Annotated in this window: 22 protein-coding genes and 1 tRNA gene; 8 read left to right on the top strand and 15 right to left on the bottom strand. The window is 64.9% G+C overall.

Features of this window, described 5'->3' with window-relative positions; all coding sequences use genetic code 11:
• Window positions 1–45 precede the first annotated feature (45 nt).
• The 4 genes from topA to fadB all read right to left on the bottom strand — a co-directional run bounded on the left by topA (window position 46) and on the right by fadB (window position 6,485).
• Window positions 46–2,652: a type I DNA topoisomerase gene (topA, locus tag L6D89_RS02205; RefSeq protein ID WP_236170903.1), complete on the bottom strand. Its 2,607-nt coding sequence runs from the start codon at window positions 2,650–2,652 to the stop codon at window positions 46–48.
• Window positions 2,653–2,744: 92 nt separating this feature from the next.
• Window positions 2,745–3,008, bottom strand: coding sequence for a DUF1653 domain-containing protein (locus L6D89_RS02200; RefSeq protein WP_236170904.1), 264 nt, complete (start codon window positions 3,006–3,008; stop codon window positions 2,745–2,747).
• A 123-nt stretch (window positions 3,009–3,131) separates the two neighbouring features.
• Window positions 3,132–4,307 (bottom strand): acetyl-CoA C-acyltransferase FadA, encoded by a 1,176-nt coding sequence (gene fadA, locus L6D89_RS02195; RefSeq protein WP_236170905.1) that lies wholly within the window; start codon window positions 4,305–4,307, stop codon window positions 3,132–3,134.
• A gap of 30 nt (window positions 4,308–4,337) precedes the next feature.
• Window positions 4,338–6,485: a fatty acid oxidation complex subunit alpha FadB gene (fadB, locus tag L6D89_RS02190; RefSeq protein WP_226045336.1), complete on the bottom strand. Its 2,148-nt coding sequence runs from the start codon at window positions 6,483–6,485 to the stop codon at window positions 4,338–4,340.
• 475 nt (window positions 6,486–6,960) lie between these two features.
• Between fadB and L6D89_RS02185 the strand changes: the two genes are divergently transcribed.
• Window positions 6,961–7,767 carry a hypothetical protein gene (locus L6D89_RS02185; RefSeq protein ID WP_236170906.1) on the top strand — a complete coding sequence of 269 codons (807 nt, stop codon included), beginning with the start codon at window positions 6,961–6,963 and terminating at the stop codon, window positions 7,765–7,767.
• Window positions 7,768–7,772: 5 nt separating this feature from the next.
• Here L6D89_RS02185 and L6D89_RS02180 read toward each other — a convergent pair whose 3' ends face one another.
• Window positions 7,773–8,207, bottom strand: a complete 435-nt coding sequence (locus L6D89_RS02180; RefSeq protein WP_236198599.1) for a hypothetical protein — start codon at window positions 8,205–8,207, stop codon at window positions 7,773–7,775.
• 81 nt (window positions 8,208–8,288) lie between these two features.
• On the opposite strand from L6D89_RS02180, the gene L6D89_RS02175 reads away from it, so the two are divergent.
• Window positions 8,289–8,729 carry a universal stress protein gene (locus L6D89_RS02175; RefSeq protein WP_024766849.1) on the top strand — a complete coding sequence of 147 codons (441 nt, stop codon included), beginning with the start codon at window positions 8,289–8,291 and terminating at the stop codon, window positions 8,727–8,729.
• Window positions 8,730–8,773: 44 nt separating this feature from the next.
• Here L6D89_RS02175 and L6D89_RS02170 read toward each other — a convergent pair whose 3' ends face one another.
• Both L6D89_RS02170 and L6D89_RS02165 read right to left on the bottom strand, forming a co-directional pair.
• Window positions 8,774–9,460, bottom strand: coding sequence for a DUF6901 family protein (locus tag L6D89_RS02170; protein ID WP_236198598.1), 687 nt, complete (start codon window positions 9,458–9,460; stop codon window positions 8,774–8,776).
• Between the two features lie 64 nt (window positions 9,461–9,524).
• Window positions 9,525–11,435 carry an ATP-binding cassette domain-containing protein gene (locus L6D89_RS02165; protein ID WP_236170909.1) on the bottom strand — a complete coding sequence of 637 codons (1,911 nt, stop codon included), beginning with the start codon at window positions 11,433–11,435 and terminating at the stop codon, window positions 9,525–9,527.
• A 207-nt stretch (window positions 11,436–11,642) separates the two neighbouring features.
• Here L6D89_RS02165 and L6D89_RS02160 point away from each other — a divergent pair, with 207 nt between their 5' ends.
• A complete protein-coding gene (locus L6D89_RS02160; RefSeq protein WP_236170910.1) occupies window positions 11,643–13,568 on the top strand; it encodes a transglycosylase SLT domain-containing protein in 1,926 nt (641 codons plus the stop codon).
• Window positions 13,569–13,632: 64 nt separating this feature from the next.
• Window positions 13,633–14,013, top strand: coding sequence for a lysozyme inhibitor LprI family protein (locus L6D89_RS02155; RefSeq protein ID WP_024766845.1), 381 nt, complete (start codon window positions 13,633–13,635; stop codon window positions 14,011–14,013).
• A 217-nt stretch (window positions 14,014–14,230) separates the two neighbouring features.
• On the opposite strand, the gene L6D89_RS02150 is transcribed toward L6D89_RS02155, so the two are convergent.
• From L6D89_RS02150 to L6D89_RS02125, 6 genes are all read right to left on the bottom strand, one after another.
• Window positions 14,231–15,040, bottom strand: a complete 810-nt coding sequence (locus L6D89_RS02150; RefSeq protein ID WP_236198597.1) for an MOSC domain-containing protein — start codon at window positions 15,038–15,040, stop codon at window positions 14,231–14,233.
• Window positions 15,041–15,201: 161 nt separating this feature from the next.
• Window positions 15,202–16,131, bottom strand: coding sequence for a chemotaxis protein CheV (locus L6D89_RS02145; RefSeq protein ID WP_236198596.1), 930 nt, complete (start codon window positions 16,129–16,131; stop codon window positions 15,202–15,204).
• Window positions 16,132–16,244: 113 nt separating this feature from the next.
• Window positions 16,245–17,165, bottom strand: coding sequence for a lipid kinase YegS (yegS, locus tag L6D89_RS02140; protein ID WP_236198595.1), 921 nt, complete (start codon window positions 17,163–17,165; stop codon window positions 16,245–16,247).
• A 79-nt stretch (window positions 17,166–17,244) separates the two neighbouring features.
• Complete coding sequence (locus L6D89_RS02135) at window positions 17,245–18,804, bottom strand: FGGY-family carbohydrate kinase (RefSeq protein ID WP_236170915.1); 1,560 nt, start codon at window positions 18,802–18,804, stop codon at window positions 17,245–17,247.
• Between the two features lie 26 nt (window positions 18,805–18,830).
• Entirely contained in the window at window positions 18,831–20,408 is a 1,578-nt protein-coding gene (locus L6D89_RS02130; RefSeq protein ID WP_236198594.1) for a glycerol-3-phosphate dehydrogenase/oxidase, read from the bottom strand.
• A 4-nt stretch (window positions 20,409–20,412) separates the two neighbouring features.
• Window positions 20,413–22,008, bottom strand: a complete 1,596-nt coding sequence (locus tag L6D89_RS02125) for an FAD-binding oxidoreductase (RefSeq protein WP_236198593.1) — start codon at window positions 22,006–22,008, stop codon at window positions 20,413–20,415.
• A 157-nt stretch (window positions 22,009–22,165) separates the two neighbouring features.
• On the opposite strand from L6D89_RS02125, the gene gliR reads away from it, so the two are divergent.
• A complete protein-coding gene (gliR, locus tag L6D89_RS02120; protein ID WP_236170918.1) occupies window positions 22,166–23,194 on the top strand; it encodes an AraC family transcriptional regulator GliR in 1,029 nt (342 codons plus the stop codon).
• 245 nt (window positions 23,195–23,439) lie between these two features.
• Here gliR and L6D89_RS02115 read toward each other — a convergent pair whose 3' ends face one another.
• Window positions 23,440–24,654 carry a molybdopterin molybdotransferase MoeA gene (locus L6D89_RS02115; protein ID WP_236198592.1) on the bottom strand — a complete coding sequence of 405 codons (1,215 nt, stop codon included), beginning with the start codon at window positions 24,652–24,654 and terminating at the stop codon, window positions 23,440–23,442.
• Window positions 24,651–25,190: a molybdenum cofactor biosynthesis protein B gene (gene moaB / locus L6D89_RS02110; protein WP_081519428.1), complete on the bottom strand. Its 540-nt coding sequence runs from the start codon at window positions 25,188–25,190 to the stop codon at window positions 24,651–24,653. The genes L6D89_RS02115 and moaB overlap by 4 nt, the downstream gene beginning before the upstream one ends.
• 70 nt (window positions 25,191–25,260) lie before the next feature.
• Here moaB and mobA point away from each other — a divergent pair, with 70 nt between their 5' ends.
• From mobA to L6D89_RS02095, 3 genes are all read left to right on the top strand, one after another.
• A complete protein-coding gene (mobA, locus tag L6D89_RS02105) occupies window positions 25,261–25,848 on the top strand; it encodes a molybdenum cofactor guanylyltransferase MobA (RefSeq protein ID WP_236170920.1) in 588 nt (195 codons plus the stop codon).
• 91 nt (window positions 25,849–25,939) lie between these two features.
• Complete coding sequence (locus tag L6D89_RS02100; protein WP_017519306.1) at window positions 25,940–26,161, top strand: YgdI/YgdR family lipoprotein; 222 nt, start codon at window positions 25,940–25,942, stop codon at window positions 26,159–26,161.
• 144 nt (window positions 26,162–26,305) lie between these two features.
• Window positions 26,306–26,382 (top strand) — tRNA-Pro (locus L6D89_RS02095).
• The last annotated feature ends 89 nt before the right edge of the window (window positions 26,383–26,471 follow it).

The following is a 26,471-nucleotide window of genomic DNA, read 5'->3' as shown; positions in this document are numbered from 1 at the left end:
TTCGGCAGTATAAGCACGCCCCGCCTCGGCGGGGCGCGCCTTCCATCAGCGCTTGTCTTCGACCTTCCACTTGCCGCCGTCGAAGAAAGCACGCCAGCCGGTGGGCTTGCCGTCGACCTCGGACTGCACGTACTGCTCCTTGGTCTTGCGGCTGAAGCGGATCACCGCCGGGCGGCCATCCGGATCTTTTGCCGGCGCGGCGAGCAGGAAGTGGTACTTCGGATCCAGCTCTTCCTTGTGCGGGATCAGCTCGGCCACCAGCGGAGCGCGGGTCTCGCGGTTCTTCGGGAACTGGCTTGCAGCCAGGAACAGGCCGGAAGCGCCGTCACGCAGTACGTAGATGTCGTCCACCTTCTCGCACTTGAGTTCCGGCATGCGGATGGCGTCCATCTTCGGCGGTGCAGGCTCGCCATTCTTCAACAGCTTGCGGGTATTCTTGCAGGTCGGGTTGGTGCAACCGAAGAACTTGCCGAAACGGCCGGTCTTGAGCTGCATCTCGCTGCCGCACTTGTCGCATTCCAGGCTCGGGCCTTCGTAACCCTTGATGCGGTACTGGCCTTCTTCGATCTCGTAGCCGGCGCAATCCGGGTTGTTGCCACAGATGTGCAGCTTGCGCTTCTCGTCGACCAGGTAAGCATCCATCGCGGTGCTGCAGATCGGGCAGCGATGCTTGCCACGCAGCACGCGGGACTCGGACTCGCCCTCGTCATCCGCGGCGATCTCGTCACCCGGAATCAGGTTGACGGTCGCCTTGCAGCGTTCTTTCGGCGGCAGGCTGTAGCCGGAGCAGCCGAGGAATACGCCGGTGGAAGCAGTACGGATCATCATCGGCCGGCCGCACTCGCGGCAGGGGATGTCAGTCAGGGTCGGCTGGTTGGCGCGCATGCCGTCGTTGGCAGCCTCGGCCAGGTCGAGCTTCTTGCGGAAGTCGCCGTAGAACTCGTCCAGCACGTTTTTCCAGTCGCGTTCGCCCTGGGCCACGTCATCGAGGTTCTCTTCCATGCCGGCGGTGAAGCCGTAGTCCATCAGGTTGGAGAAGCTCTCGTTGAGGCGGTCGGTGACGATGTCGCCCATCTTTTCCGCGTAGAAGCGGCGGTTGTGGGTGGTGACGTAGCCGCGCTCCTGGATGGTGGAGATGATCGCCGCATAGGTGGACGGACGGCCGATGCCGCGCTTTTCCAGCTCCTTGACCAGGCTGGCTTCGGAGAAGCGTGCCGGCGGCTTGGTGAAATGCTGGCTCGGGTCGAGCTTGAGCAGCTTCATCGCGTCGCCCTGGTTCATGACCGGCAGGACGTCGTCCTCGCCCGGCTTGCTCTGCTGCGGCAGCACCTTGGTGTAGCCGTCGAACTTGAGGATGCGGCCCTTGGCGCGCAGCTCGAAGTCACCGGCAGCGGCGCTGACGGTGGTGGACAGGTACTCGGCCGGCGGCATCTGGCAGGCCACGAACTGACGCCAGATCAGGTCGTAAAGGCGCTCGGCGTCGCGCTCCATGCCCGACAGCTGGGTCGGACGCAGGTTGACGTCGGAAGGACGAATCGCTTCGTGCGCTTCCTGGGCGCCTTCCTTGCTGGAGTAGAAGTTCGGCTTGGCCGGCAGGTATTTCTTGCCGAACTCGCTGTCGATGAAACCGCGCACCATATCGATGGCGTCGGCCGACAGGTTGGTCGAGTCGGTACGCATATAGGTGATGTAGCCGGCTTCGTAGAGACGCTGGGCCATCATCATGGTCTTCTTCACACCGAAGCCCAGGCGATTGCTCGCGGCCTGCTGCAGGGTGGAAGTGATGAAAGGCGCCGAGGGCTTGCTCGAGGTCGGCTTGTCTTCGCGCTTGGCGATGCTGTAGCTGGAAGCCTTGAGCTTCTCCAGGGCGGCCATGGCCTGCGCTTCATTGAGCGGCTTGAAGGCTTCGCCCTTCTCGCGCACCACCTCGAAGCGGACCTTGTCGTTCTTCGGCGTGCCGAGGTCGGCATGCACTTCCCAGTATTCTTCCGGCACGAAGGCGCGGATCTCGCGCTCACGCTCGACCACCAGCTTCACCGCCACCGACTGCACGCGGCCAGCGGACAGGCCGCGAGCGATCTTGGCCCACAGCAGCGGGGAGACCATGTAGCCCACCACGCGGTCGAGGAAGCGGCGCGCCTGCTGGGCATTCACGCGGTTGATATCCAGCTCGCCGGGCTGGGAGAAGGCCTCCTGAATGGCCTTCTTGGTGATTTCGTTGAAGACCACGCGTTTGTAGCGCGAGTCATCGCCACCGATGGCCTCGCGCAGGTGCCAGGCAATGGCCTCCCCTTCGCGGTCCAAGTCGGTTGCGAGATAGATGGTGTCGGCGTCCTTGGCCAGGCGGCGCAGTTCCTCGATCACCTTTTCCTTGCCGGGAAGGATCTCGTACTTGGCCTTCCAGCCGTGCTCCGGGTCGACGCCCATGCGGGTGACGAGCTGGCGCTTGGCCTTCTCTTTTGGCGACAGGGCCGGCGCTTCGGCAGCCGTCTTGCGTCCTTTGGCCGCAGGCTCCTTCGACGCGGACGAGCCGCTGGTGGGCAGGTCGCGGATGTGGCCGATGCTCGACTTCACCACGTACTGGTTGCCCAGGTACTTGTTGATGGTCTTGGCCTTGGCCGGTGATTCCACGATGACCAGCGATTTACCCATGGATCGGAAGATTCCTGCGTCGAAAAGATGAATTTACAAGGAGGGAGGCGCTTGGAGCGGCACCGCTATATATAGTGGCGGTCGCGCCAAGGTCAAGCTTGGGTTTCGCCGGACGGGCCAGTCTGGAGACCCAGCGGATCGTCTTCGGCATTGACCAGGGCGAATCGCGGAACCTTCTCGCCATTCACTTCCACCGCCTCGGTGAACATGCTCAATGGGCGCACCCAGAGGCCGAACTCGCCATACAGCGCCTGGTAGATCACCAGCTCTTCTTCGGTCTCCGAATGCCGGGCAACGCCGAGCACGCGGTATTGCTGTCCCTTGTAGTGTCGATACAGTCCGGGCTGCAAGTGCATGTCGGTTCTCCCTCGGCCGGCCAAAAGGCGGCGATTGTGCTGATTGCGCGACCGCCGGGCAATCCCCACCCGACAAAAACGAAAGCCGGGGCACAAGGCCCCGGCTCTCCCATCGACGAAAGCTTAGACGCGTTCGAAGACGGTGGTGATGCCCTGACCGAGACCCACACACATGGTGGACACGCCCAGGGTGCCGCTGTTCTGCTTCATCACGTTCAGCAGGGTGCCGGAGATACGCGCACCGGAGCAGCCGAACGGGTGACCCAGGGCGATGGCGCCGCCGTGCAGGTTGACCTTCTCTTCCATCTTGTCGAGCAGCTTGAGGTCCTTCAGCACCGGCAGGGCCTGTGCAGCGAAGGCTTCGTTGAGCTCGAAGAAGTCGATGTCGTTGATGGTCAGGCCGGCGCGCTTGAGCGCCTTGTTGGTCGACGGAACCGGGCCGTAGCCCATGATCGCCGGATCAACGCCCGCCACGGCCATGGCGCGAACCACGGCCATCGGCTGTACACCCAGGTCCTGGGCGCGCTGGGCGCTCATGACGATCATGCAGGAAGCGCCGTCGGTGATCTGCGAGGAAGTACCCGCGGTCACGGTGCCGCCCTTGGGGTTGAACGCCGGTTTCAGGGCGGCCAGGCTTTCCAGGGTGGTTTCCGGACGGATGGTTTCGTCGAAATCGAAGATCTTCAGGAAGCCGTTCTCGTCGTAACCTTCCATCGGGATGATTTCGTCTTTGAACTTGCCTTCCTGGGTCGCTTTCCAGGCCAGCTGGTGCGAACGCACACCGAACTTGTCCTGCGCCTCGCGGGTGATGCCGTGCATCTTGCCCAGCATCTCGGCGGTCAGACCCATCATGCCCGACGCCTTGGCGGCGTACAGGGACATGTGCGGGTTCGGATCGACGCCGTGCATCATGCCGACGTGGCCCATGTGCTCCACGCCGCCGATGACGAAGACGTCACCGTTGCCGGTCTGGATCGCCTGCACGGCGGTGTGCAGGGCGCTCATGGACGAACCGCACAGGCGGCTGACGGTCTGGCCGGCGCTGGTGTGCGGGATCTGGGTCATCAGCGACGCCATGCGCGCGATGTTCCAGCCCTGCTCCAGGGTCTGGTTCACGCAGCCCCAGATCACGTCCTCGACTTCTGCCGGGTCGATCTTCGGGTTGCGCTCCAGCAGCTTGCTGATCAGGTGCGCGGACATGTTCTCCGCGCGGGTGTTGCGGTGCATGCCACCCTTCGAACGGCCCATCGGGGTGCGGCCGAAGTCGACAATGACGGCGTCTCTCGGATTCAGGCTCATAAATTCACTCTCGCTCTATTCGTTGCGCACTCAACCGAAGAACTTCTGGCCGTTCTTGGCCATTTCACGCAGCTTCGCGGTCGGGTGGTACAGCGCACCCAGGTCGGCGTACTGGTCGGCCAGTGCGACGAATTCGGCCACACCGATGGAGTCGATGTAACGCAGGGCACCGCCACGGAAGGGAGGGAAGCCGATGCCGTAGATCAGGCCCATGTCGGCCTCGGCAGCGGTCTCGACGATGCCGTCTTCCAGGCAGCGCACGGTTTCCAGGCACAGCGGGATCATCATGTAGTTGATGATGTCCTCGTCACTCAGCTCACGCTGTTCGGTGACGATGGACTTCAGCAGCTCATAAGCCTGCGGGTCGGTGACTTTCTTCGGCTTGCCGCGCTTGTCGGTCTCGTAGGCGTAGAAGCCCTTGCCGTTCTTCTGGCCCAGGCGGTTGGCGTCGTACATCACGTCGACGGCGGTCTTGCCTTCTACGGCCATGCGGTCCGGGAAGCCTTCAGCCATCACGTCACGGCCGTGGTGGCCGGTGTCGATGCCGACCACGTCGGACAGGTAGGCCGGGCCCATGGGCCAGCCAAACTTCTCCATGATCTTGTCGATACGTACGAAGTCCACACCGAAGCCCAGCAGCTTGGAGAAGCCGCCGAAGTACGGGAACAGCACGCGGTTGACCAGGAAGCCCGGGCAGTCATTCACCACGATCGGGTTCTTGCCCATCTTCTTGGCGTAGGCCACGGTGGTGGCGACGGCGACGTCGCTGGACTTCTCGCCACGGATGACTTCTACCAGCGGCATCATGTGCACCGGGTTGAAGAAGTGCATGCCGACGAAGTTTTCCGGACGCTTGAGTGCCTTGGCCAGCAGGTTGATGGAGATGGTGGAGGTGTTCGACGCGAGGATCGCATCTTCCTTCACTACACCTTCAACTTCAGCCAGAACGATCTGCTTGACCTTCGGATTCTCGACCACGGCTTCGACAACGATGTCGACGTTGCCGAAATCGCCGTAGGACATGGTCGGGCGAATGGCGTTCAGGGCCTCGGCCATTTTCGCCGGGGTCATGCGGCCTTTTTCGACGCGCTTGCCGAGCAGCTTGGAGGCCTCGTTCAGACCCATCTGGATACCCTCTTCGCGGATATCCTTCATCAGGATCGGAGTGCCCTTGGAAGCGGACTGGTAGGCGATGCCGCCACCCATGATGCCGGCGCCGAGTACGGCAGCCAGTTTCACGTCCTTGGCGATCTCGTCGTACTGCTTGGCCTTCTTCTTCAGGTCCTGGTCGTTCAGGAACAGGCCGATCAGGCTCTGCGCGACCGAGGTCTTGGCCAGTTTCACGAAGCCCTGGGCTTCGATTTCCAGCGCCTTGTCACGACCGAAGTTGGCGGCTTTCTGGATCGACTTGATGGCTTCGACCGGAGCCGGGTAGTTCGGGCCGGCCTGGCCAGCAACGAAGCCCTTGGCGGTTTCGAAGGCCATCATCTGCTCGATGGCGTTCAGCTTGAGCTTTTCCAGCTTCGGCTGACGGCGGGCCTTGTGGTCCAGCTCGCCGGCGATGGCGCGCTTGACCAGGTCCAGAGCGGCGGCTTGCAGCTGCTCGGGAGCCACGACGGCGTCGACGGCGCCGACTTTCAGCGCGTCTTCAGCCTTGTTTTCCTTGCCCGAGGCAATCCACTCGACTGCGTTGTCGCAACCGATGATGCGCGGCAGGCGAACGGTGCCGCCGAAGCCCGGGTAGATGCCCAGCTTCACTTCCGGCAGGCCGACCTTGGCGGTGGCGCTCATGACACGGAAGTCGGCAGCCAGGCACATTTCCAGACCACCGCCCAGGGCGATGCCGTTGATCGCGGCTACGGTCGGAACGTTCAGGTCTTCGAAGTCGCTGAAGATCTTGTTGGCTTCGAGGTTGCCCGCCAGCAGCTCTTCGTCAGGCAGCTTGAAGTTGTCGACGAACTCGGTGATGTCGGCGCCGACGATGAACACGCCTTTGCCGCTGGTCACGATCACGCCCTTGACGGACGCATCGGCCTTGATGGTATCCACTGCTTGACGCAGTTCATTCAGGGTGAGTCGGTTGAACTTGTTGACGGACTCGCCCTTGAGGTCGAAATTCAGTTCGACGATGCCGCTCTCAAGAGCCTTAACCGTGATGGCTTTACCTTGGTAAATCATCAACTGATCTCCACGCTAGGGAAGCTTGAAATCACACGTCGGACACCGTGTATCGGGACGGCCCGGCAGTCGCCGAGGATAGTCCCAAAGCTTGCGGCACACCCGCCGACGCGATAGCCGGGGCGTTCTGATCGAGTCACTGCACGGGGCAAACGCTCGATTCATACGCCCGTTTGATTTGGGTGCGCCCACCTTCTAGGAAAAGCCAGGGCTTGTCAATCGGCGAGACGTAACAGTCGCAAAGCGGCCGGGGCGTCTGGCCCGGAGCATTCAGCGCAGCCCTGACGCGCTATTCACCATGCCTATCGTGACAATTGCTACCTGGCACCGTCGTCCCGACAGCCACTGGTCAAACCCCATGGCCCGCGCTAGAGTCGGGCGCAATGGCGATCTGCCTTCTGCCAACGCCGGCAGGCGCCTGGAACCTGTGCAAAACAAAACAACAAGAAGCCCATGGCTCCAAGGAGTTGGAACGATGTCCAGCCGTCCGCTCGTGCGTCTGCTGTCTGCGCTCGCGCTTACCGCCCTGCCCCTCATCGCTGCCGCCGACGCTGCCAGCGACCTGCTCAATGTCCACCAGACCCGCCTCGCCGCCCAGCGCAGCCTTGGCGACTTCTTCATGTTCAACGCGATGGAAGGCGACCAGAAGTACGCCAAGATGGTCGAGGCCTCATCGCAGAGCGCCACGGACGCCCTGGGCCAGCTCGGCGACATGCCCGGCAACGAATCGAAGAAGCTCAAGACTGAACTGCAGGATGAATGGAAGGCCTACGCAGCTCAGTTGCGCACCCTCACCGGCGCGCTGGACAAGAGCGGCTATACCGACCTGCAACCGGTGGCCGACCTCGCCGCGCAGAACCGCAAGCTGCTGGATACCGCCGAGCAGCTCTACGCGAAAATCCAGGAGGAAAGCGGCAGCAAGGTCCCGCCGCTGACCCAGCAGACCCGCGAGCAGAGCCTGCTGATGCAGGACATCGCGGTGGACTACGCCTCGCGCAACGCCTCGGTGGGCGCCAGCTTCTTCGGCGGCGGCGAGGAACGCCCGCTGGATGACCTGGCCAACCGCTTCGCCATCAATCTGGTGAAACTGCAACAGGCGCCGCAGACCACGCCGGAGATCGGCCAGGAGCTGCGCGGCGTGGCGATCAAGTGGCGCTATATCGAAAAATCGCTGCAGAACTACAACCAGAACAGCGTGCCCTTCCTGATCAACAAGTACTCCGACCGCATCATCGAAGACCTGGAAAAGGTTTCCGGCCTCTACGCTGCGCAGCAGAGCTGATCCGCTCAGGCATGCTGCTTGATGAAATCGGCGACCCGCTGCAGGTCGCCGGCATCGCCCCGTTCCCCCCAGTACAGTGCCAGGAACTGCGGCGTCGCCTCGACCATGTAGACGTCCCTGGGCAGGCCGGCCAGCGCCTGGGCCAGCTCGGGCGGAGCACTCGCTTCGCGCCAGCGATCCAGCCATACGCCCGGCTCGCTCTGCCAGTAGCACCAGGCATCCCGGTTCCTGCCCCGGGCCCGGTGGTACTGCGCGCACTGCCGCGGCGGCTGCCGTTCCAGCCAGTGCGGCCAGTCCTGCTGCGCCATCTGCATGGCCAGCCCCAGGCGCCGCGCCTGCAGGCGCAGGTCCATCTGCCCGCGTTGGCCGCGCGACGGGATCAGCCAGGTCAGCGGGCTGAGCACCAATGCGATGAGAAGAATTACCATCCACGTGGTCATATCGGTTATACCGGTCAAACAGGTCAAGCACGGCCATTGGGGCCATACTGATTGATAACGAGTCCCCCGGAGGAGACGCTCATGCCCTACCAACACATTCTGGTCGCCGTCGACCTTACCGAAGAATGCGATCCGGTGATGAAGCGGGCGGTCGCATTGGCCAAGGCCAACGATGCCCGGCTCTCGGCGGTGCATGTGGTCGAGCCCATGGCCATGGCCTTCGGCGGCGACGTGCCGATGGACCTGTCGATGCTGCAACAGCAGCAGTTCGACCAGGCCAAGGAACGCCTGCACCAGTTCACCCTTACCTACGCCGAAATCACCAGCTCCCAGTGCCACCTGGTTTACGGCCAGCCGCGCCAGGAAATCCACCGCCTCGCCGATGAGCAGGACTGCGACCTGATCGTCGTCGGCAGCCACGGCCGCCACGGCCTCGCCCTGCTGCTGGGCTCCACCGCCAACGACGTGCTGCACGGAGCGCCTTGCGACGTTCTCGCTGTGCGCCTGCAGAAAACCAGCTGAGCCAACTCAAGTGAGACAGCGGGCCCTGCGGGGCCCGCCTGGTTTCAGGCGCCGAGCATGTCCCCGCTCATCAGCAGCGGCCGCACCTTCTGCAGTTGCGCCTCCAGCGAATAGCTCATGCTCGATGCCATGGAGAAGAAACTGAGGAAAGCCTTCAGGTTCGAGTCGCCCTCGCAGGTCTCGTGGATTCGCTGCCAGAACGCCTGGTTCACCAGTTGCAACTGCTGGAACTGCTTCACCAGCCCCTTCAGCTCCCAGTCGGCGTGCCGGCCTTCGCGGAAATTGAAGTACTGCCGCATCAGGTAGAGCGACACCGCGCGCAGGATGAACTCCTGGTTACTGGCGAATGGCAGGTGCTGTTGCGCCATCGGCTTGAGCCGGCCCAGCAGCGGACAGGCGCTGGTGGCCATGATCACGCCGAGCAGCGCGCGCAGGCCTTCCTCCAGTCCCGCATGCTTGATGTATTCGCGCTCCGGCGTGCGGACCTGCACCGAGACCTTCTTGAACGCCGGCAGACCGCGGAAATCCTCGATCACCCGGTGCAGATCCACGGCTGCCGGGCAGTGGCTGTACTGCGCCGGGTTCAGTGGGCAATTGCTGCAACGGTTGTTCTCCAGGCGCGTCCAGCGTGGCGTCTGGGCCGCGGCGTGCGGGTCGTACTGGCGCTCCAGTTCGATGCGATAACTGAACTCGTGCTCATCATCCAGGGTGATGCGGTACTCGATTGCCATGCGGCCATTCCTAGCAGTCTTTGATCAGCGATACGCACACGGGCACCTCGCCTGACCGACCGGATTATTCTTCCAGTTCGGCCCAGCGCTCGATCAACCGGTCCAGCTCTTCCTGCAGGGAAGCCAGGCGCGCCAGAGCGGCCTGGGCCTCGTCCTGCGGGCGCTGGTAGAAGTCCGGCGACGCGGTTTCTTCCTGCAGCGCGGCCAGTTGGCCTTCCAGGGCGTCGATCTGCCCGGGGATGGCTTCCAGCTCGCGCTGCAGCTTGTAGCTGAGTTTCTTTTTCGGCGCGGCTTCCGCCGGCGCAGCCACAGCTGCCGGTTGCTCGGGTGCGGGGGCAGCAGCGGGCTTGTCGGCCTTTTCCTCACCCACGCCAAGCAACTTGGGCGAGCCGCCCTGGCGTAGCCAGTCCTGGTAACCGCCGACGAATTCGCGCACGCGTCCTTCACCTTCGAACACCAGGGTGCTGGTGACCACGTTGTCGAGGAAAGCCCGGTCGTGGCTGACCATCAGCACGGTGCCATCGAAGGTCAGCAGCACTTCTTCCAGCAGTTCCAGGGTTTCCACATCCAGGTCGTTGGTCGGTTCGTCCAGCACCAGCAGGTTGGCCGGCTTGCTGAACAACTTCGCCAGCAACAGGCGTGCCCGCTCGCCCCCGGAGAGCGCTTTCACCGGGGTCCGGGCGCGTTGCGGGGAGAACAGGAAATCGCCCAGGTAGCTGAGCACGTGGCGATTCTGCCCGTTGATGGTGATGAATTCGCGACCTTCGGAGATGTTGTCGATAACGGTCTTTTCCGGCTCCAGCTGGTGACGCAACTGGTCGAAATAAGCCACTTCCAGTCGGGTGCCTTCCTTGACGCTGCCGGATGTCGGCTGCAGGTCGCCCAGCAGCAGCTTGAGCAACGTGGTCTTGCCGGTGCCGTTGGCGCCGAGCAGGCCGATACGGTCACCGCGCTGCAGCACCAGGGAGAAATCACGGATCAGCGCCGGGCCGCCCGGATGGGCGAAGCCGGCCTTCTCGACGACGATCACCTGCTTGCCGGACTTCTCGGCCGTCTCCATCTGGAAACTGGCCTTGCCCTGGCGCTCGCGGCGCTCGGCGCGCTCGTTGCGCATGGCCTTGAGCGCGCGTACACGGCCCTCGTTACGGGTACGGCGGGCTTTGATACCCTGGCGAATCCACACTTCTTCCTGGGCCAGGCGCTTATCGAACAGCGCGTTGGCAGCCTCTTCCGCCGCCAGTTCCTGCTCTTTATGGACGAGGAAGCTGGCGTAGTCGCCATTCCAGTCGATCAGGTGGCCGCGGTCCAGTTCGAGGATGCGGGTGGCCACGGCCTGCAGGAAGGAGCGGTCGTGGGTGATGAACAGCACGGCGCCAGGGAAGTCCGCCAGGGCGTTTTCCAGCCAGGCAATGGCGCCGATGTCCAGGTGGTTGGTCGGCTCGTCGAGCAGCAGCAGGTCGGGCTCGGCCACCAGTGCCTGGGCCAGCAGCACGCGGCGACGCCAACCGCCGGAGAGCTCGGCGAGGGTCTTGTCGGCCGGCAGTTGCAGGCGGCTCAGGGTGGTATCCACCAGTTGCCCGAGGCGCCAGCCATCGCGGGCTTCGAGGTCCTGCTGGACGCGTGCCAGCTTGTTCAGGTCCTCTTCGCTTTCGATGTGCATGCTCAGATGGTGATAGCGCGCGAGCAGTTCGCCGACTTCGGCCAGGCCTTCGGCAACCACGTCGTAGACAGTCCGGTCGTCGGCACGTGGCAGTTCCTGCGGCAACTCGCCGATCTTCAGCGCGGGCGCGCGCCAGATGTCGCCGTCGTCGGGCTTCTGCTCGCCCTTGACCAGCTTGAACATGCTCGACTTGCCGGTGCCGTTGCGGCCAATGACGCAAACCCGCTCACCCCGAGCGATCTGCCAGGACACCTTATCCAGCAGCGGAGTGGTGCCAAAGGCGAGGGACACATCGGTGAACTTGAGCAGGGTCATTGGGTATCTCCACAAACAGGGCGCGCAGTTTAAGGGAAAGTGCGCAAAAGTCAGAGGGTCGCACACAATCTCGCAAGGCGAGACTGGCGTCCGCCTTTGTGCGGCGTAACCGTGGCGGCGCTTTCGCCCCCCTCGCGCAACAGGCTAAGCTAGGTGGCAGCGGGCGCGCGTCATCCAGCGCCCACCGATCATCTTCCCGGAAGAGCCATGCGCGGTCGCCTTTTCTCACTGTTTTCCTGCCTGATCCTCAGCCTGTCCGCTTCGACAGCCAACGCAGCGTCCCTGCCCCAGCAGCGCCAGATGTACGACGAGGCGCAGAAGGCACTGGCGCGTGGCGACAGCGGCCCGTATTTCAGCTACCAGTCGGCACTGGCCGATTATCCGCTGCAGCCGTACCTGGCCTACGACGAGCTGACCAACCGCCTGAAAAGCGCCAGCAACGCCGAAATCGAACGTTTCATCGAGCAGCACGGCGACCTGCCGCAGATCAACTGGCTGAAACTGCGCTGGATGCGCCAACTGGCCGATCGCGGCGACTGGAACACGTTCGTCCGTTATTACGACCCGAAGATGAATTTCACCGAGCTGGACTGCCTCTACGGCCAGTACCAGCTGGGCCACGGCAACAAGGCCGAGGGCTACGCCACCGCCGAGAAGCTCTGGCTGGTGGGCAAGCCGCAGCCCGACGCTTGCGACACGACCTTCGCCATGTGGCAGGCCGATGGCCAGCTCACCGAGGAAAAGGTCTGGAAGCGCCTGAAGCTGGCCGCCGAGAAAGGCAACTATAGCCTCGCCACGGTGCTCTCCAAGCGCCTGCCAACCCTGGGCAGCCAGGGCGCGCTGATGGTCAATGTCGCGCAGAACCCGGCGCAGCTGAGCCAGACCACCCGCTTCGGCGCCCGCGACCACGCCACTGCCGACGTGGTCGGCCTCGGCCTGCGCCGCCTGGCCAAGCAGGACCCGGAAAAGGCCATCAACCTGCTGGACTACTACAGCTCGGTGCTGCCCTTCTCCAGCGACGAGAAAGTCTCCATCGCTCGCGAGATCGGCCTGAGCCTGGCGCGTCGCTATGACCCGCGCGCCCTGCCGATGATGGTCAAGTACGACCCGCAACTGCGCGACGACACCGTCACCGAATGGCGCCTGCGCCTGCTGCTGCGCCTGGGTCGCTGGGAAGAAGCCTACGAGCTGACCCGCGCGCTGCCGCCGTCACTGGCCGAGACCAACCGCTGGAAGTACTGGCAGGCGCGCTCGCTGCAACTGGCGCAGCCGCAGAACAAGCAGGCCATCAGCCTGTACCAGCCGGTGGCTGGCGAACGTGACTTCTACGGATTCCTCGCCGCGGACCGGATCAACGCCCCTTACCAGTTGAATAACCGCCCGGTATCGCTGGACGCGGCGACAATGCAGCGCGTACGCAACGCACCGAGCACCCGCCGGGCCCTGGAGTTCTACGCCCGTGGCGAGATCATCAACGCCCGCCGCGAGTGGTACCACGCCGCCCGCCACCTGAGCCACGACGAACTGCTGGCCCAGGCCAAGATCGCCTACGACATGCAGTGGTACTTCCCGGCCATCCGTGCCATCAGCCAGGCCAAGTACTGGGACGACCTGGATATCCGCTTCCCCATGGCCTACCGCAACACCCTGGTGCGCGAGGCACGCAACCGCGGCCTGCACTCCAGCTGGGTGTTCGCCATCACCCGCCAGGAAAGCGCCTTCATGTCCGATGCACGCTCGGGCGTTGGCGCCACCGGCCTGATGCAGCTGATGCCGGCCACCGCCAAGGAAACCTCGCGCAAGTTCGGCATCCCGCTGGCTTCGCCGCAGCAACTGATAGTGCCGGATGTGAACATCCAGCTCGGCGCTGCCTACCTGAGCCAGGTGCACGGCCAGTTCAACGGCAACCGCGTGCTCGCCACCGCCGCCTACAACGCCGGCCCCGGCCGCGTACGCCAGTGGCTGAAGGATGCGCGCCACCTGGCCTTCGACGTCTGGGTCGAGACCATTCCGTTCGATGAGACCCGTTCCTACGTGCAGAACGTGCTGTCCTACGCAGTGATCTACGGGCAGAAGCTCAACGCGCCGCAGCCCATCGTCGACTGGCACGAACGCTTCTTCGACGAACTCTGACATCCTCCACCGCCCGGCACTCGCCGGGCGGCTTTCATCTCCTCAAGGAAAAAAGGAAATTTCCATGCGCAAGACCGTTCTCTCCCTCTCCATGCTTGCCGCCGGCCTGCTCAGCGCCGATCTGGCCCTGGCTGCCTGCGAGAAGCCGCGCAACGCCTTCGACAGCGTGTATTGCCTGAGCACCGAATACGCCCAGGTTGACCGCGAGCTGAACAATGAATTCGGCACCCTGCGCAAGATGCTCAACGACGGCCAGAAGGCCGCGCTGAAGAAGAGCCAGATCGCCTGGATCAAGGATCGCGATGCGCAGTGCAGCTACGAGCGCGACGGCGGCTACTTCGTCAACCTGCAATGCGCCGTGGACAAGACCAACGAGCGCTTGGCCGTGCTGCGCGAGCGTGAGCGCGAGTGCCAGAGCACCGGTTGCGTCGACAGCAAGCTGTAAGGCGCTGACGGCGAACACCCCCTGCAGGAGCGAGCTTGCTCGCGAACAGATTTTCCGGCGGCACAGGCGTCGGGCGAGTTCGCGAGCAAGCTCGCTCCTACAAGTTGGGGCTGCGCACAACCCTAGGCGCGATGTGCCTATGCGCGCTACTCCAGAACTTCCATACCCACATGCAGTTACGTAGGGCGTTCAACGCTCCGCGTCGTACGCCGGTCCGTTATTCCAGCACTTCCACCGGCATGCCCAGCTTGAGCTCACCGCGGTTTTCCGCCAGCAGGTTCTGACCGAACAGCGCCTCGCCATTGACGTTGCGATAGCCCAGCAGGGTCGCCAAAGGCTCGCGGGCGGCATCGCGCTCGCCGGTATGCGGGTCGATGGTGGTGAGGATGCAGCGCGAGCAGGGCTTGGCGACCTTGAAAGTGACATCACCGATGCGGATGCGCTTCCAGCCGTCCTCGGCGAACGGTTCGGCGCCGGCCACCACCAGGTTCGGGCGGAAGCGCAGCATCTCCAGCGGGCGACCAACCTTGGCCGACAGGTCGTCCAGCGAGCCCTGGCCGATCAGCAGCAACGGGAAGCCGTCGGCAAAATGCACGTGTTCGCCAGGCTCGGCGTAGGCGGTATCCACCTGCCGTGCACGCTCCTCGGGAATCTGCACCAGGCGCACATCACGCTGCAGGAAAGTGCTCAGCCACTGCGCCGCCGCATCACCGGCATCGGGCACCTGCAACATGTCGCGCCAGATCAGCACGCCACGCAGGTTGTCATCGCGCCCCGGCACATCCACCAGCAGGTCGTCCATGCCCGGTGCGCGCAGGCGCAATACCTGGAAATCGTCCTGCCAGCGCGCCTCGATACGGCCCATCTGCGGCAGCAGGCGCTGGGTCAGGAAGCGCCCATTGGCAGAGTCGACCACCATCCAGCGTCGATCCCCTTCCAGGCCCAGGGCGTCCAGGCGGACGGACTCCAGAGGCTCATAGGCGGTGGATTTGACCGGGTAGCGGTAGAGCTCGCTGAGGGTGTACATCGGAGGCTTCCTTTCGTGCAGGCGAAAGCGACCTTATACGGTGTGGAACGGGCGTCTAGCAATGGCAACGAACTTGTAGGAGCGAGCTTGCTCGCGAACGCTTTTTTCCGGAGGCAACGGCATCAAGCGGTTCGCGAGCAAGCTCGCTCCTACGAAAGCAGCTAGGCAGGGACTTTCTGCAAGCGACGGCGCACCACTTCGACCAACTGGTCCGGCTGGAACTTGGAGAGGAAATCGTCGCAGCCGACCTTCTTCACCATGGCATCGTTGAAACTGCCCGACAGCGACGTATGCAGCACCACGTAGAGATCGCGCAGGCGCGGATCGCTGCGGATCTCGGTGGTCAACCGATAACCGTCCATCTCCGGCATCTCGGCGTCGGTAAAGACCATCAGCAGCTTCTCGTCCATATCCAGGCCTTCGTCCGCCCAGCGCTTGAGCTGCTGCAGCGCGCGCAGGCCGTCAGTGGCCACGTGCAGGCGCAGGCCGAGCTGGCCGAGCGTATCGCGCAGCTGGGTGATGGCGACGCTCGAGTCATCCACCACCAGCACTTCGCGGCCACGGGTCTGGCTGAGCAGTGTGTCGTCCAGGCGGTCGCTGGAGACACGGGTATTCATCGGCACGATCTCGGCCAGCACCTTCTCGACATCGATGATCTCCACCAGGCGGTCTTCCACCTTGGTGATCGCGGTCAGGTAATGCTGGCGACCGGCGCCACCGGGCGGCGGCTGGATCGACTCCCAGTTGAGGTTGAGGATGCGCTCCACCCCGCCCACCAGGAAGGCCTGCACCGAGCGGTTGTACTCGGTGACGATGATGGTGCTGTTGGCATCCGGGGTCAGCGCGCGCATGCCGATGGCACGCGACAGGTCGATCACCGGCAGGGTCTGGCCACGCAGGTTGATCACCCCGCAGATCATCGGGTGGCGCTGCGGGATCAGGGTCAGACGCGGCAGCTGCAGCACCTCCTGCACCTTGAACACGTTGATCGCGAACTGCTGCCGCCCGGCGAGGCGGAAGACCAGGATTTCCAGGCGGTTCTCGCCTACCAGTTGGGTGCGTTGATCGACAGTGTCGAGAATACCGGCCATGCCTGCTCCAGATTCGAAATGAGTCGTGCGGGAGAGCTATCGGCCGTATCGTTGCCAACAAGATACTGGCCGTGCGCCATCATGCACGACTTGCCCGATCCGGACCAGCGCGATCAGCCCGGCTCAGCGGCCAGGCGCCCAGTGGCGGAAAGCAACGGCGAATCCGCCGGCAGGTGCATCCTGAGCGCTGCCGGGCGTATCTCGAAGCGCAGCTTGCGGCCTTCCAGCGGTTCGCCATCGAGGTTGACGTCCAACCCTTCGCGGGCCTCCACCTCGACCCAGGGCACCCGCGCGCGGACGAATACGTCCTGGGTGCCGAAGCCGCTACCGAGCAGTGCGCCGAGAGTGCCGACCATGTCCTGCGGCGTCGGCAGGATGCTCACATCCAGCAAACCGTCGTCCGCCGTGGCCTGCGGGCAGAGCACGTGTCCGCCGCCGGCCTGGCGGCCATTGCCGATGCCCAGCGCAAGGAATTCTCCCTCCCACTCAAAATCCGGCCCGGTGAAGCGCCCCTGAGCGGCGTGCACCTCGGAAAAGCGCGTCAGCCCCGTGAGCAGGTAGGCAGCCCCGCCGAGCAGCTTCTTCAGGTCTTCCGGGGTGTTGGCGGTAACCTTCGAACCGAAGCCGCCGGTGGCCATGTTGAGGAAGAACTGCCCGTCCACTTCGCCCAGGTCAATGGGCCGCGCCGGTATGTCCAGCAGCGCCAGCGCGGCGGCCGGCTCCAGCGGCACGCCGGCGGCACGGGCAAAATCGTTGGCGGTGCCCAGCGGCAGGATCGCCAGGCTGGCCTTGCCGCCGGCCTGGACCAGCGCTTCGGCGACGTCGCGCACGGTGCCGTCGCCACCGCCGGCGATCAGCGTGGTGTATCCCGCCGCCAGCCCCTCCTCCACCAGGCGCCGGGCGTCGCCGCCTTCCCAGGTCACCCGCACATCCAGTGCTCGCCCCGCTTCGCGCGTGGCCAGCACGGCGGCACGCACCTCTTCGTTGGCGGCTTGCTTGCCGTGCAGGATCAGCAGGGCCTTGGCTTGCGTCATGGCGGGTTTCCTCCCGGTGAGTCCATTGGATATGGACTCAGACTAGCGCGAAGACATTTCCTCCCACTTGATTTGCCGCTCAGGCCGGGTAGCCGGTGATCTCCCGAATGCTCTGATACAGCGGCTTGAGCTGCTTGTACATGCGCTGATAGACCTCGCCGTAGAGCCGCTCGTAGGTACGCTGCGCCTCGGGGCGCGGGTGGAACACGTCGCCAACGCGGGTCATGGCGGCGATGGCGCTGCTGAAGTCCGGATAGAGCTTGAGGCCCACCGCACAATCGATGGCCGCACCCAGGCCGGACGCTTCGTAGACGTGCGGGCGCTCCGCCGGCAGGCCGAAGATGTCGGCGGTGAGCTGCATCGCCGCGTCGCTCTGCGAACCGCCGCCAGCCACGCGCAGACGCTGGATACGGGTACCGGAGCGCTTCTCGATGCGCTCCTTGCCCTGGCGTAGCGCGTAGGCCAGCCCTTCGAGGATGGCGCGATAGATGTGCGCGCGGGTGTGCACGTCACCGAAGCCGATGATCGAGCCCTTGGCTTCCAGGCCCGGCTCGCGGATGCCCGGCGTCCAGTAGGGTTGCAGCATCAGGCCCATGGAGCCGGCGGGCACGCTGTTGACCAGTTCGTCGAAGAGCTTTTCCGGCTCGATGCCCAACGCCTCGGCGCGCTGCATCTCGCGCAGGCCGAACTCGCGCTTGAACCAGCTGACCATCCAGAAGCCGCGGTAGATCATCACTTCGGTGTTGAAGTGATCGGGAATCGCCGCCGGGTAGGGCGGGATCAGCGGGATGGTTTCCAGGTAGCGCGAACGGGTGGTGTTGATGGTCGCGGTGGTGCCATAGGACAGGCAGGCTACGGTCGGATCGATGGCACCCGCACCAAGCACTTCGCAGGCCTTGTCGGCGCCCGCGGCGATCAGCGGCAAGCCTGCGGGAATACCTGTCAGGCGACTGGCCTCGGCGGTGATCTCACCCAGTTTCTCGCCAGGCTTGAACAGCTCCGGCAACTGCTCGCGACGCACGTCCAGCACCTGCCATTTCCAGTCGCGCGGCGCGGCCCATTGCAGCTTCTTGTAGTCGAATGGCAGGTAGGCCACGCTGCAGGCCACCGAATCCACGTAGCGCCCGCACAGGCGCTGGGTGAGGAAGCCGGAAAGCAGCAGCACCTTGTGTGTGCGCTGGTGGATGTCCGGTTGCTGCTGGGCGACCCAGTTCACTTCGGCCTGGGTGCGGAAGTAGTCCACCGCGCCCTGCGCGCCCACCAGTTTGAACAGCCAGCCCCAGGGCCCCTTGATCGACTCGCCCAGTTCGGCGCGACGCTGGTCCAGCCAGATGATCGCCGGGCGCAACGCCTGGCCGGCTTCGTCAACATGGATCACGGTACCGCGCTGGGTCGTCAGCGACACGCCAAGGATGCGGCTGCGGTCGATGTCCACGCTGGCCCACAGGCGCTTGCAGGCCTCGCCCAGCTGTTCCCAGTAGTAGTCCGGGTGCTGCTCGGCCCAGCCGGGCTGCGAGGAAAAATAAGCTTCCAGTTCGACCTTGCCCTTGCCCACCAGGTTGCCCTGGAGATCGAAGAGCAGCGCGCGCACGCTCTGGGTGCCGTTGTCGATGGCCAGCAGGTAGTTGTTGTTATTCATGGGCTCTTGATCAATGAGGGCTTCGGTCAATGCGGAAGGCTGTAGCAGCGACGCCACAGCGCCAGGTAGTCCTGTTCTTCGCGTTTCCAGCGTGCGTCGTCCCAGCCCAGGCGTGGCTGGCACAGGGCACGGATTCCTGGCAGTTCATGGGCGCCGCCGTCGGCCAGCAACAGGCCGATGCGGGTGCGGCGCAACAGCAGATCGTCCAGGTGCAGCACCAGTTCGCCTTCCGCCGCCCAGGCCAGCTCGGCCCAGAGCGAATCGGTGTGGCCGATGCACTCGCTGCCCACGACGCCCAGCACCCGTGCCAGTTCCGGCAGGGCGCGACCATGGCGACCGCGCAGACGGTTTTGCTGGGGAGGCGTCAGGCCAGGCAGGGCGACATTCTCCACCGGCGCGAAGACCTGTTCGCCAGCGGCTTCCAGCGGCCGCGCCAGCATCGGCGCACAGGCCGCGAGCACCTCCAGCGCCAGCAGGCGGAAGGTGGTGAGCTTGCCGCCAGCCAATGTCACGCAACCGGGCTCGACCCACAGCGCATGCTCGCGTTTTTCGTCCGACGGCTTGAGTGACGGCGCGCCATCGCTGACCACCGGGCGCACGCCGGCCCAGGTGGAGCGCACATCTCCGGCAGTGATCTGCGCCGCCGGGAACTGCTGCGCACAGGCCGCCAGCAGGTATTCCACTTCCTCACGGCTGATGGCAGCGTCGTCATCCAGCGTGGCGCGATGATCGAGGTCGGTGGTGCCGACCACAGTCGCGCCTTCCCAGGGGAAGACGAACACCGGGCGCTTGTCCTGGCCATGCATGAAACTGAAGGCGTGGGCGACCGGCAGGCGCCAGGCCGGCAGCAGCAGATGGCTGCCGCGCAGCGGGCGGATGTGCTCGCTACCGTGCTTCTGGCGCAAGGCATCGGCCCAGGCACCGGTGGCCAGCGCCACGGCGCGAGCGCGGAAGGTGAAGCGCTCGCCGCTCTCGCTGTCCTCGGCGACCAGCCCCTGAACACGGTCGTCACGGCGATCGAGCTCGATCACCTTCAGGCCGTTCAGGGCCTCGCCGCCCTCGGCGCGCGCCTCACCGAGCACGCGCATCACCAGGCGCGCGTCGTCGGTCACTGCGTCCTGGAAACGGGTGCCGCCCAGCAACCGGTCCTCCTTCAACCCAGGCGCCAGGTAACGCAGCTCTTCCAGGCGATGGAACAGATGGTTGCGGCGCCCGGCCAGAGCGTCGTACAACGACAGCAAGGTGCCGAACACCCGCGGGCCGGGGAAGCCGCCCTGGTAGTGCGGCATGATGAAGCTCAGCGGATCGACCAGCCCCGGCGCCTCGCCCAACAGGCGCTGGCGTTCGCGCACCGAGTCGCGGGTCAGGCCGAACTGGCCCTTGGCGATATAGCGCAGGCCGCCGTGGACCATCTTCGAGGAGCGGCTGGAGGTGCCCCAGGCGAAATCGCGCTGCTCCACCAGCAGGCAACGCCAGCCGCGTCGCGCGGCTTCACGCAGGATGCCGGCGCCGGTGATGCCGCCACCGACCACGATCAGGTCCCAGTCGCGCGCCGCCAACTCCGGCAGCGCCTGCGCGCGCCAGGATGCGTTCCAGGCAGGCATGGGCTCAGTCCTTGAGCAGCGTGCCGGGGTTCAGCCGGCCGGACGGATCAAAATGCCCGGCCAGCGCCTTGATCGCCGCCATGCCCAGCGGGCCCTTCTCCACCGGCAGGTACGGGGCGTGATCCTTGCCCACGCCGTGCTGGTGGCTGATGGTGCCGCGATTGTGGGCGATGGTCTGGCTGGCGGCGTGCTTGAGCTTGCTCCAGCGTTCGTGAGTCGCCGCGTAGGTCTGCGCCGGGCGGAACACGTAGGTGGTGTAGATGCTCGAACCCTCGCCGTAGACGTGGGACAGGTGGGTGAACACGTGCACGCGCTCGCCCTCGGCGGCCAGGCCTTCGCGCAGGCTGGCCTCGATGCGGTTGAGCAGGTTGTCGACGTTGGACCAGTCGGTGGCGGTTTCCAGGGTGTCCACCACGTAGCCGTTCTCCCACAGCGCCTCGCGCAGGTAGGGGAAGCGGAAGCGGTTCTGCGCCCACTTCTTGCCCAACAGGGTGCCGGTGAACACGCCGCCGAAGCCCTTGAGCAGGCGCCGCGCGGCACGCAGCGAAGTCGCGTTCTGCGCGCGGTCGCCGGTAACGCCGAAGGTCAGCATGCACTTGCCCTCGGCCGCGCCACGCAGCTTCAGGTAGCGCTCCAGCCAGGCGATCTGCCCCGGATGCCCAGCCAACGCGAGCTGGGTAGTCGTTTCAACGGCGTTCGAGAGGCGCAGCATGGACAGCGGCACACGTGCCTGTACCAGGGTGCGGATGCCTTCCAGCGCCTGCTCCCAGGACGGCAGGAACACGGCGTAGAAGCGCTCGTCGTCGGCGATGCGCGTTACCCGCACCTTCACCGAGGAAAGAATGCCGAAGCGGCCTTCGGAACCCATCACCACTTCGCGCAGGTCCGGGCCGGCGGAAGATGCCGGGAAGGTCGGGATCTCCAGGCTGCCGGCGAAGGTTTCCAGGGTGCCGCCGGCGAACAGTTGCTCGATCCGCCCGTAGCGCAGCGACTGCTGGCCACTGGAGCGGCTGGCAACCCAGCCGCCGAGGGTGGAGAGTTCCCAGGACTGTGGGAAGTGGCCGAGGGTATAGCCACGGGCGCGCAGTTGGCTTTCCACCTGCGGGCCATTGGCGCCGGGGCCGAAGGTGGCGATCAGGCTCTGCTCGTCCAGCTCCAGCAGGCGGTTCATGTGTTCCAGGGAAACAGTCAGCACCGCCTTGTCGGACGCCGGCGGGTTGATATGGCCGGCGACCGAGGTGCCGCCGCCGTAGGGGATCACCAGGCAGTCCCAGAGCTCGGCGAACTTCAGCAACTCGCGAATCTGTTCGGCGGTCTGCGGGTAGGCGACGCCATCGGGGAATACGCCGAACTCGCCTTCGCGCATCGCCAGCCAGTCCGGCAGGCTCTGGCCACGGGCGTGCAGCAGGCGGTCGCGAGCTTCGCGCACCACCAGCGGATGCTCGGGCAGGCGCGAGGTTGGCACCTTGGCCAGCACCTGCTCCAGCGTCGCGTCCGGCAGCGTCAGGCCCGGGCCGACCAGTTCGGCGAGAAAAGCGCGTCCGTTGTCGGACAGTTCCACCACCGTCGTTTCTTCACCCCAGCCGTTCCAGCGTCGCATGCCCGCTCCTTTTATTCAGGGTCTTTGTCTGCAATTTCGATTGCTATTTCGGTGCCGCTTGATGGCTGCCTATACTAGCCAGCCGCCCTGCCCTGTCACTGTCGGATCAAGACAGGCGCAGTTGCCGATCGAGACACCCAGAACAAGAACGAACGCCATGCATTCCCTCGGCTATACCTCCGTCCCCGCACTGCTGAAATACCTGCGCCACGCCGAGTCCCTCGGCATGGACCTGGACGTCGCCCTCAAGGCCGCGGGGCTTGAGCGCTCGCAACTGAGCGACAACAGCCAGCGCCTGCCCAGCGAGGCTCACGAACGCCTGCTGCAGCATCTGTGCGCGCATTCCGGCGACCCGCTGTTCGGTCTGCACTCCGCACGCTTCGTGCAGCCGGGCTCGTGGAGCGTGCTGGGCTACATCACCATGAACTGCGCCAACCTGGGCGAAGCCATGGGCCGTATCATTCCCTACGAGAAGCTGGTCGGTGACATGGGCGTCAGCCGCCTGGAACCGGGCGCAGACCATATCAAGCTGATCTGGAACTGCCGCCACGAGGCCGCACAGATCCGCCGGCACATGGTGGAGAACGTGCTGGCGTCCTGGTTGCTGTATGCGCGCTGGATCGCCGACACCAATGGCTCGCCGCAGGAAGTCTGGTTCGAGCACGCGCAGCCCGAAGGCACCGATGTTGCCGAGTACGAGCAGTTGTTCGGCTGCCCGGTGCGCTTCGAACAACCCTTCAGCGCCCTGCTGGTACCCCTGCAACTGCTGAGCTACCCCCTGCGCCAGGCCGACGCCAACCTGCTGCGCACCCTGGAAGAGCACGCCCTGGCGCTGATGGCAGAGCTGGACGACGACGAGCCGCTACCGCTGCGGGTGAAGAACGCCCTGCGCCTGCTGCTCAAGGACGGCCTGCCGCGCAAGGAGCGTGTCGCCGAACGTTTCGAGATGACCGTGCGCACCCTGCAGCGCCACCTGCAGCAGGCCGGCACCAGCTACCAGCAGATCCTCGACGAACTGCGCCAGGAACTGGCCGAGCACTACCTGGTACACAGCGACCTGCCGATCCAGGACATCGCCCAGTACCTGGGCTTCACCGAATCACGCTCGTTCCACCGCAGCTTCAAGGGCTGGACCGACCAGACGCCGGGCGAGTATCGCCAGCAGCATAAAAAAACGCCGGTCTGAAACCGGCGCTCTTCATGGAGCGGGCATGATTCCCTGCGTCCGCACGGTGGGCGGCTTTGCGCAGGAGCGGACTCCGTCCGTGACGGCTGACCGGCCGGCCCTGCCGGCCGAATTGCGGAGGAATCCTCTCCTGCGCCCCCATCGATAATCACCGGAAATCTGTAGGAGCGAGCTTGCTCGCGAACGCTGCCGGACCCCCAGGCATCAGGCGGTTCGCGAGCAAGCTCGCTCCTACAAATACGGGATCAGTCGAAGAGTTCGCTGAACGGAATGAAGGCCAGCCAGTCGCCTTCGGCCACCGTCGTCCCTTCACGCACTTCCGCCAATCCTTCCGCCCAGGCTGCGCTGCGCAGCACGCCGGAGCTCTGGTTGGCATAGGGCACCGCGCGCCCGCCCTCCAGGCGCGCACGCAGGTACTCGCGGCGATTGCCCGGCTTGGTCCAGTTGAACCCGGCGGGCACCTGCAGGCGCAGCGGCTCGACCTTCTGCATACCGAGACGGCGCATCAGGTAAGGCCGCGCCAGCAGCGCGAAAGTCACCAGGGTGGAAGCGGGATTGCCCGGCAGGCCAATCACCGGCACCTGCTGGTAATGCCCAACGGTCAGCGGCTTGCCCGGCTTGATCGCCAGCTTCCACAGCGCCAGCTCACCGGCTTCGCGCAGGGCCGCGCCAAGGAAGTCCGCCTCGCCGACCGACACGCCGCCAGTGGAGAGAATCAGATCGACGTTCGACAGACCGGCCAGTGCGGCACGGGTGCGTTCGAGGTCATCGGGCAGGATGCCGGCGTCCACCACCTCGCAACCGAAGCGCAGCAGCCAGGTGCGCAGCAGATGCCGGTTACTGTTGTAGATCTGCCCCAGCGCCAGCGGTTGGCCCGGTTCGACCAGCTCGTCGCCGGTGGACAGCAGCGCCACGCGCGGGCGGCGGCGCACTGTCAATTCGGCGTGGCCGAGGGACGCGGCCAGACCGATCTCGATGGGGCCGATGCGCGTGCCGGTGGGCAGCACGCAGTCACCCTTGCGGGTTTCCTGGCCTTGCGGGCGGATGTGCTGGCCGATCTCCAGCGCCTCGAGGAAGCGCACACGGCCATCCTCCAGCACCTCGGCGTTTTCCTGCATTTCCACACAGTCGGCGCCTTGCGGCACCGGCGCGCCGGTGAAGATGCGCACGCAGGTGCCCGGTTGCAGCGGTTCACCGGCCTGACCAGCGAATATCTTCTGGCTTACCGGCAGCGCTTTGCCCTGCCAGTCGGACAGGCGCAGCGCGTAGCCGTCCATGGCACTGTTCGGCCAGGGCGGCAGGTCCAGGCCGGCCAGCAGCGGCTCGGCCAACACGCGGCCATCGGCGTCGGCCAACGGCAAGGTTTCGCACTCGGCGATCGGAGACTGTTCGGCCAGCGCCAGCAGGCGCGCCAGGGCGTCTTCGACCGGCAGCAGGCCGGGCTTGTCGCAGCAGCTCATCCGCGGCTCTCGCAGGGCGCCGCCTTCTTCAGGTGCGGAACGAAGTTGCACGGGCGATGGCTGGCATCCAGCTGCTCACCGAGAATGCCGTCCCAGGCTGTGCGGCAGGCATTGGTCGAGCCCGGCAGGCAGCAGACCAGGGTGCCATTGGACAGGCCGGCCAACGCGCGGGACTGCACGGTGGAGGTACCGATGTCAGCCACGGAAATCTGCCGGAACAGTTCGCCGAAGCCATCCACCACCTTGTCCAGCAGGCAGGTCACGGCTTCCGGGGTGCTGTCACGGCCGGTGAAGCCGGTACCGCCGGTCACCAGCACCACCTGCACTTCGTCCTCGGCGATCCAGGTCGCGACCTGGGCGCGGATGCGATAGAGGTCATCCTTGAGCAGGACGCGGGCGGCCAGATTGTGCCCGGCGGCCTTCAGGCGGTCGACGAACAGCTGGCCGGAGGTGTCGGTTTCCAGGGTGCGGGTGTCGCTGACGGTGAGGACGGCGATGTTCAGCGGGACGAATGGCTGCTCGGCCTTGTGGCTCATGATGAGGGCCCTTGCTTGTGAGGTGGGAATGCGCGGTGTTATATCACAGGCCCGCCCCGGAGACCCTGACATGCCACAAGCCCCGCTGCCCCCCTGTTCCGCCCTGATTCTTGCCGGAGGACGCGGCCAGCGCATGGGCGGCCAGGACAAGGGCCTGCTGGAATGGCAGGGCCGCCCGCTGGTGAGTTACGCCGCCGCCCTCGCCCGCCCGTTCAGCGATGACCTGATCATCTCGTGCAACCGCAACGCAGACGTCTATGCAGGTTTCGCCGACCGCCTGGTGCAGGACGACAGCACGGATTTCCCGGGCCCGCTGGCCGGCATCCGCGCGGGCCTGGCCGTCGCTCGCCACAGCCACCTGCTGGTGCTGCCCTGCGACGCGCCACAGCTGGACGCTGAATTGCTCGAGCGTCTGCTGCGCGCATCTGCCGCAGCGCCGGGTGTCGTACACATGCTGCGCTGTGGCGCCCAGTGGGAGCCGTTGTTCAGCATCATCCCGGTGGCCCTGCGCGCACAGATAGAAGACGCCTGGCTTCAGGGGGACCGCAGCCCGCGCCACGTATTCGCGAAGCTGGGCCTGCACGCGGTGGACTGCCCGGCCGGCGACCCGCGCCTGGCCAATCTGAACACCCCGGAGCTGCTCTATCACGCTCGATAGCGACATATTCGGAAATTTTCCGGGAACTATGCCGAGAAGCACCCGGTCAGACTTTTCGTACCTTTATGTTCGCTCATCAGGAGATTCACCAATGAACAAACGGATGCTTCCCGCCTTCCTGCTCGCCCTGGGTTTTGGAGTGCTCGCTGGTTGCTCCACGCCGTCCGTCATCACCCTGAACGATGGTCGCGAGATTCAGTCGGTCGACAAACCCAAGTACGACGAAGAATCCGGCTTCTATGAGTTCGAACAGCTGGATGGCAAAACCGCCCGCGTGAACAAGGATCAGGTACGGACCGTCAAGGACCTCTGATTCGCCCGGTGGTGAAAACGCCCCGCAGCTCCTGACCGGTCTGCGGGGCGTTCGCGTTTTACCGGGAAGCAAAAAATATTTTCAAATATTTTTCGCTAACCCCTTGTGCATCAAAAGTTTTTCGGTAGAATGCGCGCCAACAAACGGAGCGTAGCGCAGCTTGGTAGCGCGTCTCGTTCGGGACGAGAAGGTCGCTGGTTCGAATCCAGTCGCTCCGACCAAATCCCGAAAAACCCGCCTGACGGCGGGTTTTTTATTGCCTGCGATTTTTCATGCAGGCCAATCTTCAGGCACAAAAAAGCCCGTCCAG

It is taken from the genome of Pseudomonas pseudonitroreducens, from assembly GCF_021603645.1.
GTDB classification, from domain to species: domain Bacteria; phylum Pseudomonadota; class Gammaproteobacteria; order Pseudomonadales; family Pseudomonadaceae; genus Pseudomonas; species Pseudomonas pseudonitroreducens.
The sequence above is the reverse complement of the archived record's forward strand: the minus strand, read 5'-3'. Positions and strand labels throughout refer to the sequence as shown.

Excerpts from the sequence above, each read along its gene's own strand:
- L6D89_RS02115 (WP_236198592.1), bottom strand. The coding sequence starts at position 24,654 with ATGAGCTGCTGCGACAAGCCCGGCCTGCTGCCGGTCGAAGACGCCCTG.
- gliR (WP_236170918.1), top strand. The coding sequence starts at position 22,166 with ATGCATTCCCTCGGCTATACCTCCGTCCCCGCACTGCTGAAATACCTG.
- moaB (WP_081519428.1), bottom strand. The coding sequence starts at position 25,190 with ATGAGCCACAAGGCCGAGCAGCCATTCGTCCCGCTGAACATCGCCGTC.
- L6D89_RS02135 (WP_236170915.1), bottom strand. The coding sequence starts at position 18,804 with ATGAATAACAACAACTACCTGCTGGCCATCGACAACGGCACCCAGAGC.
- L6D89_RS02200 (WP_236170904.1), bottom strand. The coding sequence starts at position 3,008 with ATGCACTTGCAGCCCGGACTGTATCGACACTACAAGGGACAGCAATAC.
- L6D89_RS02150 (WP_236198597.1), bottom strand. The coding sequence starts at position 15,040 with ATGTACACCCTCAGCGAGCTCTACCGCTACCCGGTCAAATCCACCGCC.
- L6D89_RS02165 (WP_236170909.1), bottom strand. The coding sequence starts at position 11,435 with ATGACCCTGCTCAAGTTCACCGATGTGTCCCTCGCCTTTGGCACCACT.
- L6D89_RS02100 (WP_017519306.1), top strand. The coding sequence starts at position 25,940 with ATGAACAAACGGATGCTTCCCGCCTTCCTGCTCGCCCTGGGTTTTGGA.
- fadA (WP_236170905.1), bottom strand. The coding sequence starts at position 4,307 with ATGAGCCTGAATCCGAGAGACGCCGTCATTGTCGACTTCGGCCGCACC.
- L6D89_RS02170 (WP_236198598.1), bottom strand. The coding sequence starts at position 9,460 with ATGGCAATCGAGTACCGCATCACCCTGGATGATGAGCACGAGTTCAGT.
- L6D89_RS02180 (WP_236198599.1), bottom strand. The coding sequence starts at position 8,207 with ATGACCACGTGGATGGTAATTCTTCTCATCGCATTGGTGCTCAGCCCG.
- topA (WP_236170903.1), bottom strand. The coding sequence starts at position 2,652 with ATGGGTAAATCGCTGGTCATCGTGGAATCACCGGCCAAGGCCAAGACC.
- L6D89_RS02130 (WP_236198594.1), bottom strand. The coding sequence starts at position 20,408 with ATGCCTGCCTGGAACGCATCCTGGCGCGCGCAGGCGCTGCCGGAGTTG.
- mobA (WP_236170920.1), top strand. The coding sequence starts at position 25,261 with ATGCCACAAGCCCCGCTGCCCCCCTGTTCCGCCCTGATTCTTGCCGGA.
- L6D89_RS02160 (WP_236170910.1), top strand. The coding sequence starts at position 11,643 with ATGCGCGGTCGCCTTTTCTCACTGTTTTCCTGCCTGATCCTCAGCCTG.
- L6D89_RS02175 (WP_024766849.1), top strand. The coding sequence starts at position 8,289 with ATGCCCTACCAACACATTCTGGTCGCCGTCGACCTTACCGAAGAATGC.
- L6D89_RS02145 (WP_236198596.1), bottom strand. The coding sequence starts at position 16,131 with ATGGCCGGTATTCTCGACACTGTCGATCAACGCACCCAACTGGTAGGC.
- L6D89_RS02185 (WP_236170906.1), top strand. The coding sequence starts at position 6,961 with ATGTCCAGCCGTCCGCTCGTGCGTCTGCTGTCTGCGCTCGCGCTTACC.
- fadB (WP_226045336.1), bottom strand. The coding sequence starts at position 6,485 with ATGATTTACCAAGGTAAAGCCATCACGGTTAAGGCTCTTGAGAGCGGC.
- L6D89_RS02125 (WP_236198593.1), bottom strand. The coding sequence starts at position 22,008 with ATGCGACGCTGGAACGGCTGGGGTGAAGAAACGACGGTGGTGGAACTG.
- L6D89_RS02155 (WP_024766845.1), top strand. The coding sequence starts at position 13,633 with ATGCGCAAGACCGTTCTCTCCCTCTCCATGCTTGCCGCCGGCCTGCTC.
- yegS (WP_236198595.1), bottom strand. The coding sequence starts at position 17,165 with ATGACGCAAGCCAAGGCCCTGCTGATCCTGCACGGCAAGCAAGCCGCC.